The organism is Paenibacillus hamazuiensis, assembly GCF_023276405.1.
Lineage (GTDB): Bacteria > Bacillota > Bacilli > Paenibacillales > NBRC-103111 > Paenibacillus_AF > Paenibacillus_AF hamazuiensis.
The window spans coordinates 447011-461900 of sequence record NZ_JALRMO010000001.1; the positions used below are offsets into that span (position 1 = coordinate 447011).

Sequence of the window (14890 nt, forward strand, 5' to 3'; positions counted from 1 at the left end):
CACGTGGTCGCGCCGCCCCCGTCGGCCTGCTTCCATGCCCGAAAAAAGAATAAACGCAGTTTCTTGTTTTATCAGGCCAAAGTTCCTTTTTCCAGCATCGATAAGCGCAAAAATTTGGATAAATTTGCTTAGCGAAGTCTGAAAAAACGTATATGAGTCCTGATAAACCAAGTCATTGCGTTTATTTATTCAAAATGGCACGTCCTGACCTGCAATAAGCCACGTTTTTGCGTTTATTTAGCGCGACCCGCTACCGTGCCCAGACAACGTGAGCCGCTGCAGGCTAAGCGCCGCCCGCGAGTCGCTCTACCCCGAACGTCGTTACGCGGTAGCTGTGACCACCTTGTCGATCAAGCCGTATTCCACCGCTTCCGCGGCGGTCATGTAGTAATCGCGGTCGGTGTCCCGCTCGATTTTTTCCAGCGGCTGGCCCGTTCGCTCGGCATAGATGCGGTTGATCAGCGCGCGGGTTTTGATGATATGGTCGGCACGGATTTTAATATCGGACGCCTGACCTTGAGCGCCTCCCCATGGCTGGTGAATCATGATTTCGGAGTTCGGCAGCGCCATTCTCTTGCCTTTCGCCCCTCCGGCAAGCAGGAAGGAGCCCATCGACGCCGCGAAGCCGACGCAGATCGTCGAGACGTCCGGCTTGATGAACTGCATCGTATCGTAGATCGCCATGCCCGCCGTCGTCGAGCCGCCAGGGGAATTGATATAAAGGTGGATATCCTTCTCCGGATCGTCCGCCGCCAAAAACAACAGCTGGGCTATGATCGCATTCGCCACCTGATCGTTAACTTCGCTGCCCAAAATGACGATGCGGTCCTTCAAAAGCCGCGAGTAAATATCGTAAGAGCGCTCGCCGCGCCCGCTTTGCTCTATCACGATAGGCACGTAATTCATATCGTTTTCCACCTTTCACATATAAGTAGGTCATCCCGCTTTAAGCGGCGATGCACTGCACACCGGACCCAAAGCGCTCTGCAGCGTGTTTCTTGCCGAAGCCGGAGGAAACCATGATAATCCGGACTCCGTCTTCATCCTCGCGGGAGACGGACGGAATATCCCATACGGTAACAAGCGATTCCCCGGTCTCAGCCCCGGCATCTTTGCGGAACGGGATAACGTTCGACTTTCCTGCTCCCTCCGGCCGCTTCGCCGCTCCTGCGGCGGCACCGGTTTGCTCGTGAAGGTCGCCGGTTTCCTTAGACCGCTCCGGCTTTTCCTGCTTTGCCGGGGTGACGCCGGTCAGCAGCTTCGTTTCCGTTTCTTTCATCAGGAATCTCCTCCTTGCTGCGGTTTCGGGTATGCGGCAAGCACGACTTGATACGGACTTGCCCCGTTTTTTCCGCGATGGTATTTTTCCACCAATTGCTTCACCGCGGCGACGTAATCGTCGACGAACGCCTGCCGCTCCTCGGGACTTCCGAGTTCGATCTGAAAATGCAGCGATGCGCTCGGCACCTCTGTCGATTTGTCCGCCTGTTCCATCAGCAGCACCGCATCTTTCTTGAGCTGTTCCGCAGTCGTTACGAGCTGGGCGAGCGAGCCGTGCTGCTTCAGCCGCTCCAACGTTTCCGCCGACAAGCTGAGCGACTCGGCCAAAATAAACGTTTTTGCCACAGCCTGATACAGCACCTCGACGAGATTGCGCACCTGGCGGGTGCCGACCCGGTGAATGAGCCCGGCTTTTTCCAGCGCCTTCAGGTGGTAGTTCATGCGCTGCGGAGCCTCGCCGATGGCGCGGGCCAATTCCGCCGCGGAAGCCGGTTCGGCTAGCCGGGAAACGATGTCCGCGCGCAGCGGATTCATCAGCATCATCGCTTGCTCGGGCGACTCGACCAGACGGCTTTCCTGGATTTCGAAGATCAGATGCATCACCCCCACATAATACATTGTATTCACGTAAAAACATTTTATTACGTGAAAATTAATTTGTCAAATAATGATTGTCGGGTTCGGTCTGCTGCACACGTCGAATACAATGAAGGAGGACGTAGCCCAAGCGAAGGCGCGGGAGCGTCCTTTTTATTGAAACTAACGGGAGTTAACGTGGTGCCAGTATATAAGATTATGCAATTACGATCGAGTACCGATCACGCTAAGAAGGAAAGTACGTGCATCAAATGGAATTAATATACAATCTCCTCCTAACAAGGAGGTACTATAAATGGCATTCCCAACACATATTGTTTCAGCAGGCGGAATTGTAGAAGATGGACATGGAAATATTTTATTAGTTAAAGCTCATGACGATGGTTGGGTATCCAGGGGGATAACTGAGGTTGGAGAAAATCTAATTGATGGCGTGCTTCGTGAAATTAAAGAAGAAAGTGGAATTGACGTGACTGTTAGTCATTTAGTTAATGTTATATCCGATACAGCGGATGGATCTTCTTTAAGCTAAACGGGAGAACGTTAGTTCTTAAAATTCAGAAACAAAAAAAGGGGATATCCCATAAGCGGGACATCCTCTTTATTTCCATTAGAAGCGGGCTGCAACTTCTTTGGCTTTTTCAATGGCTTTTTCTTTAATCTCTTGAGCTTTTTCTGGCGCGTAATTCATGCCTTCGACGAAAATCCCCTCGAAGGAAGTAACGCCGATAAAATTTAAAACCTTCCCGAGGTAGCTATGGCCACTTTCCATGCTTGCAGCAGGTCCTTCGGAATAGACGCCGCCGCTTGCTTGGATATGGAGAGCTTTCTTGTTCTTGAGCAGACCAACAACACCGTTCGCTGTATATCTGAATGTTTTACCTTTATAGCAGATTGAATCTATATATGTCTTAAGAACAGGTGGGAACAAGAAGTTCCACATGGGTGATACGAATATGTATTTATCGGCAGCCACAAATTGATCGACGATTTCAGTTAGACGTGAAATCTTTGCGTTCTGTTCAGGAGATAGCTGATCGAAGGCTGTGCCGGATGCTAATGTACCCCAGCCGGTCATTACATCATTATCGATTTGCGGGAGATGCATTTGGTACAGGTCTAAATGGATAATTTCATCCCCAGGGTTGGCTTTCTGATAGGCTTCAATAAACTCCTTTCCTACTGCGAGGCTGTATGATACCTGATGATCAAGCGGATGTGTCGTAATATACAAAACTGTTGTCATTTGAAACTTCCTTTCGTTTCGGTTTTTTCTTAATAAGGTTAATCACAAACTGTGTCCGGAAATATGCAACACCGCGCGGAAACGCGCTGATGCCGACAACATACTTTCGAACGCTTCTGTAGCACGCTCTAGCGGATATATCTCGATCATCGGATGTACATCAGTCAGTACGCTGAAGCGTATCGTTTCCTCAGAGTCCTTCGCATGCCCCGCCGTCCAACCGCGAATCGTGCGGCGGCCGTCCAAAAACTTGATCGGAGAAATGTCCAGCTGTTCACCTGATCCGGCTACGATAATGAGCTCGCCGCTAGGTCCGAGTCCGTCGAAAAGTGACGAAATTGCCTGTCCGTTCGGTGCTGTTGCGAGAATAACTTTGGCACCGCCCATTGTCTGAAGTGCCTTTGCTGCGTCCTCTTTAGCCGTGTCGATGTAGTGGTGAGCGCCAAGTTGTCGCGCCAACTCTTCTTTCTCTCTGCCGCGCGAGACCGCAACAGTATGAAAGCCTGCCTTCTTCGCATATTGAATAGCCAGATGACCTAGCCCACCAATACCTTGAATCGCCACCAGATCTCCAGGCTTCGCTAGACTATTCTTTAACGCGCCGAACGTCGTAATGCCGGCACACATGAGAGGAGCCGCTTCCAGTGCGGAAAGTCCGTCAGGAATACGTGCGAGGCCGTCTTCGTATGCGACCATATATTCTGCGTAGCCGCCGTCAATCGAAAGCCCTGTAACCTGATTATGGCCTCCATTCCAGCCGACACCTACTCTTTGGCCGATTGTCCAGTTCTTCACGCCGCCACCAAGCGCTTCGATTACCCCGATTACTTCATGACCCGGTATACGTGGATACTGCATTTGAGGAAAGTGCCCCTCTATGGCAACCATCTCTCCATGGCACACCCCGCAAGCCTCAACGCGTAACAACACTTGGTCCTCAGCCGGAGTAGGCACAGGGCGTTCAACCAACTCCAGCTGCCCGCCACGTTTCGAAATTTGAATCGCCTTCATCATAGTCATAACTACATAAACTCCAATTTACAAAGCATATTTTGGTCAATTATAGTGTGCATTCTCTACCATCTCCACTCTAATAGGGCGCAGGGATTTTACGATTCATATGGAATTTACATCCTCATTACCTAATTATCAATATAAAAACACATAAATTTCCTCTGGAGATTCAAAAATCGGTTATATAATCATGATGCCACCGGCCTTTCGTTTGATTTGCTTCAGTGGTAAATTTAGCAAATTGTCGAAGCAGGAATTGATTCCAAAGAGTTTTTAGCAGGAGATCCAACACAGATAGCTACAGGGATTCTCATAGCAACATCCCGGTTTCATCATCCCGCTCATTTTCGTGATTGGAAATCAAGCTTCATGAAAGATCAGGTAAATAATGTATGTAACATCGTTCTCCGTGGGATTGTAAATCCAAATTAACATTTTTTCGTTCGTTTGGAGGCATGTTTCACGCCATGTGAACGAACGTCAGGCAGATGAGTTAGCTGACGATGATGTCTTATAAACGACAGTATCTTACACTGCCTTAAATAGAACATAAATAGCCCATTGACCTGCAAATTGGAAATTAAGGAGCTTCCAAATTACGGTGATGGGCTAATTGAATTTTTACAAGCTCTACACTACATTGGACTGGACCATCACAAAACAAACAGCGGCATTCTCGGACAGGCAAATATCGTCCTGGATTGCCGCTGTTAACTGGTACTAACGTTCCCCGTTGGAGTTGAGCGAAGGATAGCGATCCGCTTTTGAAGGCCTGAGCCTGTGAACCTCTTATCGACGGCCTCGAAAGGTACGGCGCAAATCCTCTACCCACTTGTCGGGAATTTCCCAGGGGATGAAATGTCCACCATGTTCGTGGGCTGTGATGTTGACATGGTTATACCAAGGAGCGCGATCGCTGTCGAGAAAATCCCGTACGCGATTTTCGGTCGTAATTCCCGGCGGATTTTCGTAGCCCACGAAGGTTATACCGGTTGGTGCCTCAATGACGGGCCAGCGATCGTGGGCGGGAGTCCATGGATAACGGTTATTGTTCGCATAGACGCGCATCGATGTTTCGATGGCGTTGTTTACCCAGAAGATTGTTGCGTGCGTAAGGATGTCGTCCTTTGTAAAGACATTCTCGATGTTGCCGTTATTATCACTCCACTTGGCCCATCGTTCCAGGATCCATGCGAGCATTCCAACCGGCGAGTCGCTCAGGCCATAGGCGAGTGTGCCGGGGTCAAGAACGTGAACGGCGAGATGCGATGCGAAACGGCGATCAAACTCCAAAATCTTCGATCGGATACTCTCGGGGATATTGTCGGGAATGGGACGGCCTCCGGCAAAATCCCAGGCGCGATCTCCATTAAAAAAGCTCAGTTTTAGAGCAGACCCGATATGGATTGCGTAGAGCTCGTTACTATATTTGTGCCCCAGTTGACCGGTCACGAGAGCACCTACATCGCATCCCCCTGCCGCGTATTTCGCATAACCGAGAGTATCGGTCATTAGCGTATGCCAGAGATCGGCGATTTTCCAATAGTTCATGTCCGGGTTGTTTGGCAGTGGCGTCGAGAATCCAAAACCGGGAAGTGACGGCACGATGACATCGAATGCTTCAGCCGGATCGCCCCCGAATGCGCCAGGGTCCGCCAGTGGATCAATGACCTTGGACCAATGCCAGAAAGTCCATGGCCAGCCATGGGACAGGATCAACGGTACAGGGTTCGGCCCTACGCCAGGTTTACGCATAAAGTGCACAGGAACTCCGTCAACATCTACTTGATAATGTTCGTAGGCGTTGATCGCCTTCTCGGATTTGCGCCAGTCAAACTCGTTAATCCAGTAGTCGACGAGTTCCCCAAGGTATTTCCGACTAACGCCGTAAAACCAGTCATCATTACCGGCATCGAGAGGCCATCTGGTGGACTTTAAACGATTTTGAAGATCGGCAAGGGACTCATCGGATACGTAGATCGGACTCGGTTCAAGCACGAAAGGAGCTGTTGTCATAAAGGTTCCTCCTGTACGAATGGAATGCACTTCCTTGAATTCATTTGTTTCGTTCAACCACCCGGGTAGGAGCAATGGAAAAGGCATCCTCGGCGGAGATTATGAATCATTTCCCAGTTCGACCAGACGCCTCAATGCGGGTATTGCGGATGCAATTGCTTGTTTTTCTTCCGGAGTGAGCCCTTCCATGAATTTCGAGAGTTGCGCAATGCGATCCAATCGGCGAGAATCAATCACATTTGCACCTCGTGCGGTAATATGCACTTGAACCACTCGGCCATCATTCGGATCCGATCGGCGTTCGACGAGTCCGTCTCGTTCAAGCCGGGTCACGAGCTGTGTGATTGCCGGCTGCGTAATTTGCTCATTAGCTGTCAACTCCGTAAGCCGCATGGGGCTCTTGCGAGACAATGTGTGCAGGACGGACAGCGTAGTGAAGCTAAGTTTTTCAATGGACGGCAACCGAATGAAAATCCTCGTTAATTCTTCGAACACCAGAGCAAAGTCGCTAACGTTCAACTCAGTAAGGTTATTTTTAGGTTCCATGGATCAAATTATATCAATAATTTATATAAATATCTAATATAATTTCGTTTTACCAAAATCGAAACCAGCTTAAAGACGTTAGGTTAACGGCCCATTTCAATGAAATCATGTCTCTTTCTTCGGACAACATCTGAATCTTATCATTGACAAAACCAAAAATTGGGTATATAGTGTAGACATCTACACGAATTCGAGGAGAAACCTATGCAAAGTGTTTTTGACATGTACCCCTATAGCCTATACATTAAACTTATTGCGCAAAAAGTTCGGGAAATACTCGACCAGCTTCTGAAGAATCATGGCTTGAATGCCTCGCAAGCGATTCTTCTGTGTCATATTCATCAATCCTTGGAAGAACATATGGAGATCAACCGAAAGTTTCTTGAAAAATCAATGGCTTTAAGTGGTCCGTCTGTAACAAATTTATTGAACGGTCTGGAGAAATCCGGATTTATCACGCGCAGCAGTAGCCCTGCCGACGGACGCAACCTCAGCATTGATATTACGGCCAAAGCCAAACAATTTCTTAACGAGAGGAATGGTGCCTTATCGAAATCTGAAGAACTGATCACTCAAGGTATGTCGGATGCCGAAAAAGCCATGTTCGCTTCTTTGCTGACCCGTGCTTTTGAAAACGTTGAAAAGCAACTTTCAAAGCTGTGAAATTGCTATGTATTCTATTATTTTTTTGAACATTTATGTAGATGGCTACATATTTTTCGGAATATAATTTGGGAGGTTATCTTGATGAATGATCGAAAAAACGGACTGGATCTGTCCAGAATCGGACTCGGCTGCGATCGTATGTCTAATGCCGATGATGCCGTTAAAGGTGCTGGCATTGCCGCAATTCATACCGCTTTAGAGAGCGGAATTAATCATCTCAACACTGGGGATTTTTATGGTGCAGGCCGAAGCGAGATGTTAATCGGTGAAGCTTTGAAGGGGTATAAAAGGGATGAATATTTTATATCGCTTAAGTTTGGGGCGTTGAGTGCGCCGGACGGTTCCATGTACGGACTGGATGTCTCCCCCCATCATGTTAAGAACTATCTTACCTATTCGCTCAAACGACTCCATCTTGATTATATTGATCTTTATCAGCCGGCAAGAATAGATCTGGGTATCCCTGTTGAAGAAACGATCGGTGCCATTTCCGAGTTGGTTCAAGCCGGCTATGTAAAGCATGTCGGAGTCAGCCAGGTCGATGCGGAGACATTGAGAAGAGCGCATGCAACGCATCCGATCAGCTTGGTGGAAGTCGAATACTCGCTTTTTAACCGAGGAATAGAAAAAGATATTTTGCCGATAGCAAGGGAATTGGGGATTGGCGTTGTCGCTTTTGGGGCGGTGGCTCATGGACTTCTTGCCGGCATTTGGACAGACGAGCGAATCCGGAAGAGCAAAGGCGGCTACGTCCCGTTATTTTTCGAAGAAAATATCGAAAAAAATGTTGCTCTGGCCAAGAAGCTGGGTGAGATCGCCGCAAAAAAACATATGACGGTATCCCAACTGGCGCTTGCGTGGATATTATCCAAGGGCGAAGACATCATACCGCTCATTGGAACCGTATCTCCGGCTCATATTCAAGAAGCTTTGCAGTCGCTTGATATTCATCTGACGGAAGACGAGATTAAGAAAATTGAAGAAGCGATACCCGAAAATGAGATCGCCGGCGCTTCTTTCCCCAATATGCAATTTAGAAACGGAAAAATTGTTCTTGGATGAAGCATCATTGTAAAACAAAATGAAAGGATGTTGTTGTCATGATTATCGTTACCGGAGCTAACGGGAAGTTGGGCCGGGCTGTGGTAGAACTGTTACTTAAGCGAGTACCTGCCGGGCAGATCGGTGTCAGCGTCCGCGATCCGCATCAGGCACAAGAGCTTCAGGAACGTGGAGTTCGTGTTCGTCGGGGCGATTTCGACGATGCCGAGAGTCTGCACCACGCCTTCGAGGGGGCGACGCAGGTTCTCATCGTATCGACCGGCATCCTGGGTGAGGCCGGTATCCCGCATGGTATCCGGCAGCATCAAACGGCGATTGACGCGGCAAAGAAGGCAGGGGCCAGTCGGGTGCTGTACACAAGTCACATGGGCTCTTCCCCGGCATCGCACTTCGCTCCTATGATTCACCATGCGGCTACCGAAAAACTGCTGAAAGCTTCAGGTATGGCCTTCACGTCGCTCCGTAATGGCTATTACGCCGCATCGGCATTAATGTTGATCGGCGGAGCATTAAAAACAGGGGAATTGATCGCTCCTGAAGACGGTCCGGTTGCCTGGACAACTCACTCTGACTTGGCCGAAGCTGCGGCGGCGATCATATGCGAGCAGGAATTAAATGGCATAACCCCCAATCTAACGGCATCCGAAGCAATTGACATGGAAGGGATTGCGACAATCGCTTCCGAGATCTTGGGGCGGACCGTCCGTCGAATCGTTGTGTCGGACGAAGAGTTTCGGGACCGCATGAAGTCTCAAGGCGTGCCGGAAGCGAGTGTAAATATGCGGATGGGGATGTTCCTAGCGAGCCGTCAGGGCGATTTCGCGCAAGTCGATCCTGCTCTGGCAAATTTGATCGGTCGCCCCCCAAAGAGTTTTAGAGAGGTCCTGAAAGAGTCGATTTCTCGTCAACAAGGCTGATTGCGTTAAGGGCATCCAATTTGGATGCCCTGTTGCTGTTTTGTTGTAAAATTGCCGTACAAGCACACTTGAGTAATGCCACCATAAATGGCGGCGAAAAATTGTCCTTACGTGCTTGCTGGGCGCGCGTAAAATTTCCCCAAAGCTTGCTGCATGTTGACAACAGCTCGTGCAAGAGTTACATTAGAATTATTCTAAATTAAGCGGTTCTGCCGGCTTGATTGGGGGGAAACGGAATGAACCTCGAAGAACAACTCGACAAGATCAAACGACAATTGATGACGGGCGGATATAAATTGACTTCGCAACGGGAAGCGACGGTTCGGGTCCTGCTGGAAAACGAAACCGACCATCTGGGCGCCGAGCAGGTGTATATGCGCGTCAAGGAGAAACACCCGGATATCGGTCTCGCTACGGTTTATCGGACGCTGGAGCTTCTGGCCGAGCTGCATATCGTGGAAAAAATGAACTTCGGAGACGGTGTTGCGCGGTTCGATCTTCGCGACGACAATCACGCACATATGCATCACCATTTGATATGCGCCGTCTGCGGAAAGCTGCAAGAAATCAAGGACGATTGGCTGTTTGAAATGGAGAAGCGTCTGGAGCGGGAGTACGGTTTTACCGTACTGGACCACCGGCTGGATTTCACGGGCATTTATCATACCTGCACGAACCGCGATTGCAAACGGGCGCGCAAAGCTGTCTCATGAGCGCAGGCTCCAAGCTTTACCCGTTTTCTGCATCCGCGGGTGATAGCAAATTGATCTACGACTTATTATTTTGAAACGTGCTGACGGAGTTTCCGTCGGCTTTTTTTATTGAAAACTTTGGTTAAAATGTCCTGACCGAGGTGAAAATAAGGAAAATGGAAGGGAGGCAGCATATGCGCGCAATGTGGAAAGGCACAGCTTACATACTTCTTGTCTGCAGCCGATACAATACAAAAAATGGTGTCCCTCCTGCCGCTGCGAGATTCAGCAGCATGAGATCGTTCGAGGCTACGAGTATGCTCCGGGGAATTTCATCACACTTACCGAAGAAGATATGGACAAGCTGCCGCTCCCTACGCTGAGAACGATCGAAATACTTCACTTCACGAACCGGGATAACATAGATCCCATTTACTTTGAAAATGCTTATTACTTGGGGCCGGGCGCATTCGGCGACAGATCCTACAGGCTTCTTCATGCAGCCATGAGTCAAACGGGAATGGTCGCAGTGGCGAAGATCGCTTTTCGAACAAGCGAGCATCTCACCGTCCTTCGCTTGCATCGCAACTGTCTTCTGCTGAACTTTATTTATTACCCCTCGGAAATTCGGCCTGTAACGGAGGTTCCCGGACTTCAAGACGGGGCGCCTTTTACCGAGTCCGAACTCCAAATGGCCGTGCAGCTGATTAACCAAATCGGCGGGGGCTTTCGAAATGATTACAGAAGCGACTATGAAGCCGCCCTCCGGGAGCTGATTCATGCCAAGATACAAAACAGGCCCGTTCAGCAGCCTCAAATGGCGCCGGTAGTTGACCTGATGGAAGCACTTCAACGAAGCTTGGCTGCCATCGGCCAACCTCATGTAATGGCTCCGGAAACAGCGACGCCTGCGTTCCCGAAAGTGGCACCTGAGACTTCACCTGCCGGTTCGACAGCAATTAAGGTCCCTGACAGTGCTTCCGCAACCCTTTCCACAGGAAGATCGAGACGCCGAAGATAGTGAGTTATGATCGAGAGAAGAGGTAGTATACGAATTTTTTATGTTTACCTATGCCATATTCGAATTTTAACTTTTATACTGGCGCAGCTATATTTAATTCATGATAAATGTTCAAAAAAAATGACAAATAAGGGAGGATGATTTTGAGTCTATTGAAAAAGTTGAAAACGCTTTAATTACACTTGGTCTAAAACGGAATTATCCATACCGTCTCTTGGTTATTTTTTGAAAACGAATTCATTAGGGGGGAATCACCGATGCTGGCTATATTAGGTTTCATCATGGTTGCGGTATTTATGTATCTCATTATGAGCAAAAGGCTCTCAGCGTTAGTCGCTTTAATCCTTGTACCCGTTGTGTTCGCTCTTATAGGAGGATTTGCCCCTGACTTGGCTAATCTGATGTCAACCGGAATAAAAAACATAGCCCCAACGGGAGTTTTATTAATATTCGGTATTTTATACTTTGGCATTATGATTGATACAGGATTGTTTGACCCGGTTGTTAATCAGGTTCTAAAGTTTGTTAAAGGAGATCCATTAAAAATCTCTGTAGGTACTGCAATTCTGGTCCTTGTAGTTTCTCTCGACGGAGATGGAGCGACGACGTTTATGATTACCGTCTCCGCCATGCTGCCTCTATATAAAAAGCTTAACATGAATCCATTGATCTTAGCCTGTATTGCGATGATGGGTAACGGCGTAATGAATATTCTTCCGTGGGGGGGACCGACCGCAAGGGTCATGAGTTCGTTGCACCTGGAATCCTCCCAGGTGTTCACACCTTTAATACCCGCGATGATTGCGGCAGCTGTATATACACTATTCGTTGCCTACCACTTTGGGTTAAAAGAGCGCAAACGTCTTGGGGTTATCCAGTTAGACAGTGCATTTGACGCAGAGCCTCAGCTTAACGCAGAACTTTCAGCAGCATTGCAGCCTTTCGAGCTGCGACGTCCAAAGCTGCTATGGTTTAATTTCCTCCTGACCCTCACACTCTTGGTTGGTCTTATTTTCAATATATTGCCGCTTAACGTTATGTTTATGATTGCTACGGCCGTTGCATTGACAGTCAATTACCCTGATCTGAAAGACCAGCAAAAACGTATCGCAAGTCATGCAGGTAATGCGCTTGCTGTAGGATCCATGGTTTTCGCAGCCGGCATCTTTACAGGAATTTTATCCGGAACCAAGATGGTGGATGCTATGGGGCATGCCGTGGTTGCCCTCATACCCGATTCTCTTGGAAATTACTTAGCTATAATCACAGCACTTACCAGCATGCCGTTCACCTTCTTTATGTCCAATGACGCATTTTATTTCGGAATACTTCCTATTATTGCAGAGGCAGCTGCGAAATATGGAATTCCTGCGGAGGTTATTGGCAGAGCCTCATTACTCGGGCAGACCGTACACTTGCTGAGTCCGCTTGTTGCCTCCACTTATTTGCTTGTTGGTCTTGTAGGAGTAAACTTTGGAGATCATCAACGTTTTACGATGAAATGGGCAATAGGTACAACACTCGTCATGCTTATTATTTGTTTAATTACTGGGGTTCTATAAAAGGCAAGGTATGCAAAAATCCTATGAATAGCGATTCGGTATCCGTATTTTATTTCGTTTCGCGGATGCTCTACTCTTAAGATGAAAACATCAACTTCACATGGAGGTCTAACGAAATGCTAAAAATCGGTGTAATTGAGGGAAACGGCATCGGCCCGGAAGTTACGAAAGCTGCTTTGGATGTGCTGGAAGCGACGGGGTTGTCTTTTGAATGGATTCCGATCCCGACCGCGCAGCAATCGCTGGAGCGATACGGGCATCCGCTGGCTCCGGAAGTCATTCAATTGATCAAAGACGTCAAAGTCTCGATTAAAGGACCATTGATCGTGGAGAAGCAAGCCGGCCGAATCAATTGTGTACAACCGGATGGTTCTGAAATCACCTATCCGTCGATCAACAATGCCATCCGGCGGGAACTTCAACTGTTCGTCGCGCCCAGACCCATTCGGGGCTTTAAAGGGATCTCCGGCCCATTCGAGAAGCTTGATGTTGTTATCATGCGTGAGATTACCGAAGATGTCTACAGCGCTTTGGAACATAAGATCGGCGATTACGCCGCTGAAGCGATCAAGCTCACAACCCGTGAAGCGGTCGTGCGAGTAGCCCGATTTTCTTTCGAATATGCCAGGAAACACAAACGGAAGAAAGTAACTTGCGTTCACAAAGCCAATGCTCTAAGTTATACGGATGGTCTTTTTTTGCAATGCTGCCGTGAAGTGGCGCTCGAGTATCCGGATATCCCGTTTGACGATTTCATGGTAGATGCGGCTTGTTATTTTATGGTTAAAGATCCTTCAAAATTTGATGTAATCGTAACGTCGAATCAGTATGGGGATATTCTCTCGGACTTAGCCGGCGGTTTGGCGGGATCTCTTGGTCTTGCTCCGGGTGCCAATATAGGTGAGAACTACGCGGTTTATGAAGCTTCCCACGGAGCGGCTCCCGATATTGCGGGGAAAGGGATTGCCAATCCGATTGCATTGGTTCTTTCCGGCGCGGAGATGCTTTCCAATCTCGGTTATCCAAAAGAGGGGAAGGCGATTGTCGAGGCCACCCACGAAGTCGTAAGCTCAGGGAAAACGCTGACTCCCGATTTGGGCGGTACGGCTTCGACAACGGAGTTAACCTCCGCGATCGTTCAAACGCTCAAGACAAAACTTCAAGCAACCATATAAAAAAGTTATCGCCAGCCATTATTTCTGTGAATTTTACCTTTTATAAGGAAGTTGGTATAGTGTATCCGAGCGTTGATAAATGGACGGTCGGCTGATGTCTCGGCAATTCGGTATCGCGAAAGGGGAATAAGGCGTTCGGGAGAGAAGAATCATTCTCTTCCGCGCTTTTTTGCGTTAGGGGGATAAACGATGGAAAATCGCGATTGGAAAATCATCAAATTGTTGGCCCAGGAAAAAAACATCACAAAAGCTGCAGAAAATCTGTACATGTCACAACCGGCGCTCACCAAACGGATCCAGCAGTTCGAAAGCGAATTCGGCGTCCAACTCGTTCAAAGAGGACGCCGAGGTATCCATTTTACTCCGGAAGGGGAATACTTGGCTCTATGTGCGGAGGATATCCTGACTCTTTACCGGCAAATAAAAGATACGATTGCGAACATGCAAAAGACGGTTAGCGGCACTTTACGGGTGGGGGCCTCCAATTACTTCACAAGGTTTAAATTACCCCGTATTCTCAAGCTCTACAAAGAACGGTACCCGAATGTCGAATTTCAAGTGAAAAGCGGATGGGGATCCGACATTTATAAACTAATGTACAACCAAGAAATCCACGTCGCTTTCATTCGAGGTAATTACGAATGGAGTGACAGGAAACGTTTGATCTCCGAGGAGACCCTCTGTGTCGCGAGCAGCACTCCATTTGACCTGAACGATCTTCCTCGACTTCCTAGAATTGTATACAAAGCGGATAACAAATTTACACAATGGGTGAACCAGTGGTGGTACCGAAATTATTCCGTTCCTCCATACATCGGTATGGAGGTTGACAAATCGGACACCTGCAAAGAAATGGTTTTGAATGGCCTGGGTTATGCAATTCTCGCGAGATCGGTTCTGGACGATTCGGTTGGACTGCAAACGATCGATCTTACCGATCAAGACGGAGTACCGCTGAAGCGTGAAACCTGGATGTTTTACCACGACGATTTCCTGAAGCTGAATGTATTGCGAACGTTTGTTGAGTTTGTGGAAAGTATGGATCATAGTTGAAAAAATCAAAATCGGAAGTGAGGAAGAAATATTCGTTTCAGT

General features: G+C 48.2%; 16 protein-coding genes and 1 pseudogene. 10 read left to right on the forward strand and 7 right to left on the reverse strand.

Features of this window, described 5'->3' with window-relative positions; translation table 11 throughout:
* Window positions 1-321 precede the first annotated feature (321 nt).
* From clpP to MYS68_RS01850, 3 genes are read right to left on the reverse strand one after another with little or no spacing between them, the layout of a single operon-like run.
* The gene (gene clpP, locus MYS68_RS01840) at window positions 322-906 is read right to left on the reverse strand and encodes an ATP-dependent Clp endopeptidase proteolytic subunit ClpP (protein WP_248924186.1); all 585 of its coding nucleotides are present in this window, start codon (window positions 904-906) and stop codon (window positions 322-324) included.
* A 40-nt stretch (window positions 907-946) separates the two neighbouring features.
* The gene (locus tag MYS68_RS01845) at window positions 947-1279 is read right to left on the reverse strand and encodes a hypothetical protein (RefSeq protein WP_248924187.1); all 333 of its coding nucleotides are present in this window, start codon (window positions 1277-1279) and stop codon (window positions 947-949) included.
* Window positions 1279-1899 (reverse strand): ArsR/SmtB family transcription factor, encoded by a 621-nt coding sequence (locus MYS68_RS01850; RefSeq protein WP_248930782.1) that lies wholly within the window; start codon window positions 1897-1899, stop codon window positions 1279-1281. Before MYS68_RS01850 ends, MYS68_RS01845 begins: the two co-directional genes overlap by 1 nt.
* 274 nt (window positions 1900-2173) lie before the next feature.
* Between MYS68_RS01850 and MYS68_RS01855 the strand changes: the two genes are divergently transcribed.
* Window positions 2174-2410 (forward strand): NUDIX hydrolase, encoded by a 237-nt coding sequence (locus MYS68_RS01855; protein ID WP_248924188.1) that lies wholly within the window; start codon window positions 2174-2176, stop codon window positions 2408-2410.
* Between the two features lie 78 nt (window positions 2411-2488).
* Here MYS68_RS01855 and MYS68_RS01860 read toward each other — a convergent pair whose 3' ends face one another.
* Together MYS68_RS01860 and MYS68_RS01865 are read right to left on the reverse strand one after the other, a co-directional pair.
* Entirely contained in the window at window positions 2489-3124 is a 636-nt protein-coding gene (locus MYS68_RS01860) for an FMN-dependent NADH-azoreductase (RefSeq protein ID WP_248924189.1), read from the reverse strand.
* 42 nt (window positions 3125-3166) lie between these two features.
* A complete protein-coding gene (locus MYS68_RS01865) occupies window positions 3167-4144 on the reverse strand; it encodes an alcohol dehydrogenase (RefSeq protein ID WP_248924190.1) in 978 nt (325 codons plus the stop codon).
* A gap of 234 nt (window positions 4145-4378) precedes the next feature.
* On the opposite strand from MYS68_RS01865, the gene MYS68_RS39020 reads away from it, so the two are divergent.
* On the forward strand, window positions 4379-4570 hold the full coding sequence (locus MYS68_RS39020) for a hypothetical protein (protein WP_420852198.1): 192 nt from the start codon (window positions 4379-4381) through the stop codon (window positions 4568-4570).
* 357 nt (window positions 4571-4927) lie between these two features.
* Here MYS68_RS39020 and MYS68_RS01870 read toward each other — a convergent pair whose 3' ends face one another.
* Window positions 4928-6154, reverse strand: coding sequence for an epoxide hydrolase family protein (locus MYS68_RS01870; RefSeq protein ID WP_248924191.1), 1227 nt, complete (start codon window positions 6152-6154; stop codon window positions 4928-4930).
* 99 nt (window positions 6155-6253) lie between these two features.
* Window positions 6254-6700, reverse strand: coding sequence for a MarR family winged helix-turn-helix transcriptional regulator (locus MYS68_RS01875; RefSeq protein ID WP_248924192.1), 447 nt, complete (start codon window positions 6698-6700; stop codon window positions 6254-6256).
* 204 nt (window positions 6701-6904) lie between these two features.
* Between MYS68_RS01875 and MYS68_RS01880 the strand changes: the two genes are divergently transcribed.
* The 8 genes and pseudogenes from MYS68_RS01880 to MYS68_RS01915 all read left to right on the forward strand — a co-directional run bounded on the left by MYS68_RS01880 (window position 6905) and on the right by MYS68_RS01915 (window position 14848).
* Window positions 6905-7363, forward strand: coding sequence for a MarR family winged helix-turn-helix transcriptional regulator (locus MYS68_RS01880; protein WP_248924193.1), 459 nt, complete (start codon window positions 6905-6907; stop codon window positions 7361-7363).
* Window positions 7364-7447: 84 nt separating this feature from the next.
* The gene (locus MYS68_RS01885) at window positions 7448-8428 is read left to right on the forward strand and encodes an aldo/keto reductase (RefSeq protein ID WP_248924194.1); all 981 of its coding nucleotides are present in this window, start codon (window positions 7448-7450) and stop codon (window positions 8426-8428) included.
* A gap of 38 nt (window positions 8429-8466) precedes the next feature.
* Window positions 8467-9345 carry an SDR family oxidoreductase gene (locus MYS68_RS01890; RefSeq protein WP_248924195.1) on the forward strand — a complete coding sequence of 293 codons (879 nt, stop codon included), beginning with the start codon at window positions 8467-8469 and terminating at the stop codon, window positions 9343-9345.
* Between the two features lie 236 nt (window positions 9346-9581).
* Entirely contained in the window at window positions 9582-10058 is a 477-nt protein-coding gene (gene fur / locus MYS68_RS01895; protein WP_248924196.1) for a ferric iron uptake transcriptional regulator, read from the forward strand.
* A 181-nt stretch (window positions 10059-10239) separates the two neighbouring features.
* Window positions 10240-11058, forward strand: a pseudogene (ku, locus tag MYS68_RS01900) (non-homologous end joining protein Ku); the annotation flags it as partial.
* Window positions 11059-11315: 257 nt separating this feature from the next.
* Window positions 11316-12620, forward strand: coding sequence for a CitMHS family transporter (locus MYS68_RS01905; RefSeq protein ID WP_248924198.1), 1305 nt, complete (start codon window positions 11316-11318; stop codon window positions 12618-12620).
* Window positions 12621-12736: 116 nt separating this feature from the next.
* Window positions 12737-13795 (forward strand): isocitrate/isopropylmalate dehydrogenase family protein, encoded by a 1059-nt coding sequence (locus MYS68_RS01910; protein ID WP_248924199.1) that lies wholly within the window; start codon window positions 12737-12739, stop codon window positions 13793-13795.
* A 189-nt stretch (window positions 13796-13984) separates the two neighbouring features.
* Window positions 13985-14848: a LysR family transcriptional regulator gene (locus tag MYS68_RS01915; RefSeq protein WP_248924200.1), complete on the forward strand. Its 864-nt coding sequence runs from the start codon at window positions 13985-13987 to the stop codon at window positions 14846-14848.
* Window positions 14849-14890 lie beyond the last annotated feature (42 nt).

Excerpts from the sequence above, each read along its gene's own strand:
- clpP (WP_248924186.1), bottom strand. The coding sequence starts at position 906 with ATGAATTACGTGCCTATCGTGATAGAGCAAAGCGGGCGCGGCGAGCGC.
- MYS68_RS01845 (WP_248924187.1), bottom strand. The coding sequence starts at position 1,279 with ATGAAAGAAACGGAAACGAAGCTGCTGACCGGCGTCACCCCGGCAAAG.
- MYS68_RS01850 (WP_248930782.1), bottom strand. The coding sequence starts at position 1,899 with ATGTATTATGTGGGGGTGATGCATCTGATCTTCGAAATCCAGGAAAGC.
- MYS68_RS01855 (WP_248924188.1), top strand. The coding sequence starts at position 2,174 with ATGGCATTCCCAACACATATTGTTTCAGCAGGCGGAATTGTAGAAGAT.
- MYS68_RS01860 (WP_248924189.1), bottom strand. The coding sequence starts at position 3,124 with ATGACAACAGTTTTGTATATTACGACACATCCGCTTGATCATCAGGTA.
- MYS68_RS01865 (WP_248924190.1), bottom strand. The coding sequence starts at position 4,144 with ATGACTATGATGAAGGCGATTCAAATTTCGAAACGTGGCGGGCAGCTG.
- MYS68_RS01870 (WP_248924191.1), bottom strand. The coding sequence starts at position 6,154 with ATGACAACAGCTCCTTTCGTGCTTGAACCGAGTCCGATCTACGTATCC.
- MYS68_RS01875 (WP_248924192.1), bottom strand. The coding sequence starts at position 6,700 with ATGGAACCTAAAAATAACCTTACTGAGTTGAACGTTAGCGACTTTGCT.
- MYS68_RS01880 (WP_248924193.1), top strand. The coding sequence starts at position 6,905 with ATGCAAAGTGTTTTTGACATGTACCCCTATAGCCTATACATTAAACTT.
- MYS68_RS01885 (WP_248924194.1), top strand. The coding sequence starts at position 7,448 with ATGAATGATCGAAAAAACGGACTGGATCTGTCCAGAATCGGACTCGGC.
- MYS68_RS01890 (WP_248924195.1), top strand. The coding sequence starts at position 8,467 with ATGATTATCGTTACCGGAGCTAACGGGAAGTTGGGCCGGGCTGTGGTA.
- fur (WP_248924196.1), top strand. The coding sequence starts at position 9,582 with ATGAACCTCGAAGAACAACTCGACAAGATCAAACGACAATTGATGACG.
- MYS68_RS01905 (WP_248924198.1), top strand. The coding sequence starts at position 11,316 with ATGCTGGCTATATTAGGTTTCATCATGGTTGCGGTATTTATGTATCTC.
- MYS68_RS01910 (WP_248924199.1), top strand. The coding sequence starts at position 12,737 with ATGCTAAAAATCGGTGTAATTGAGGGAAACGGCATCGGCCCGGAAGTT.
- MYS68_RS01915 (WP_248924200.1), top strand. The coding sequence starts at position 13,985 with ATGGAAAATCGCGATTGGAAAATCATCAAATTGTTGGCCCAGGAAAAA.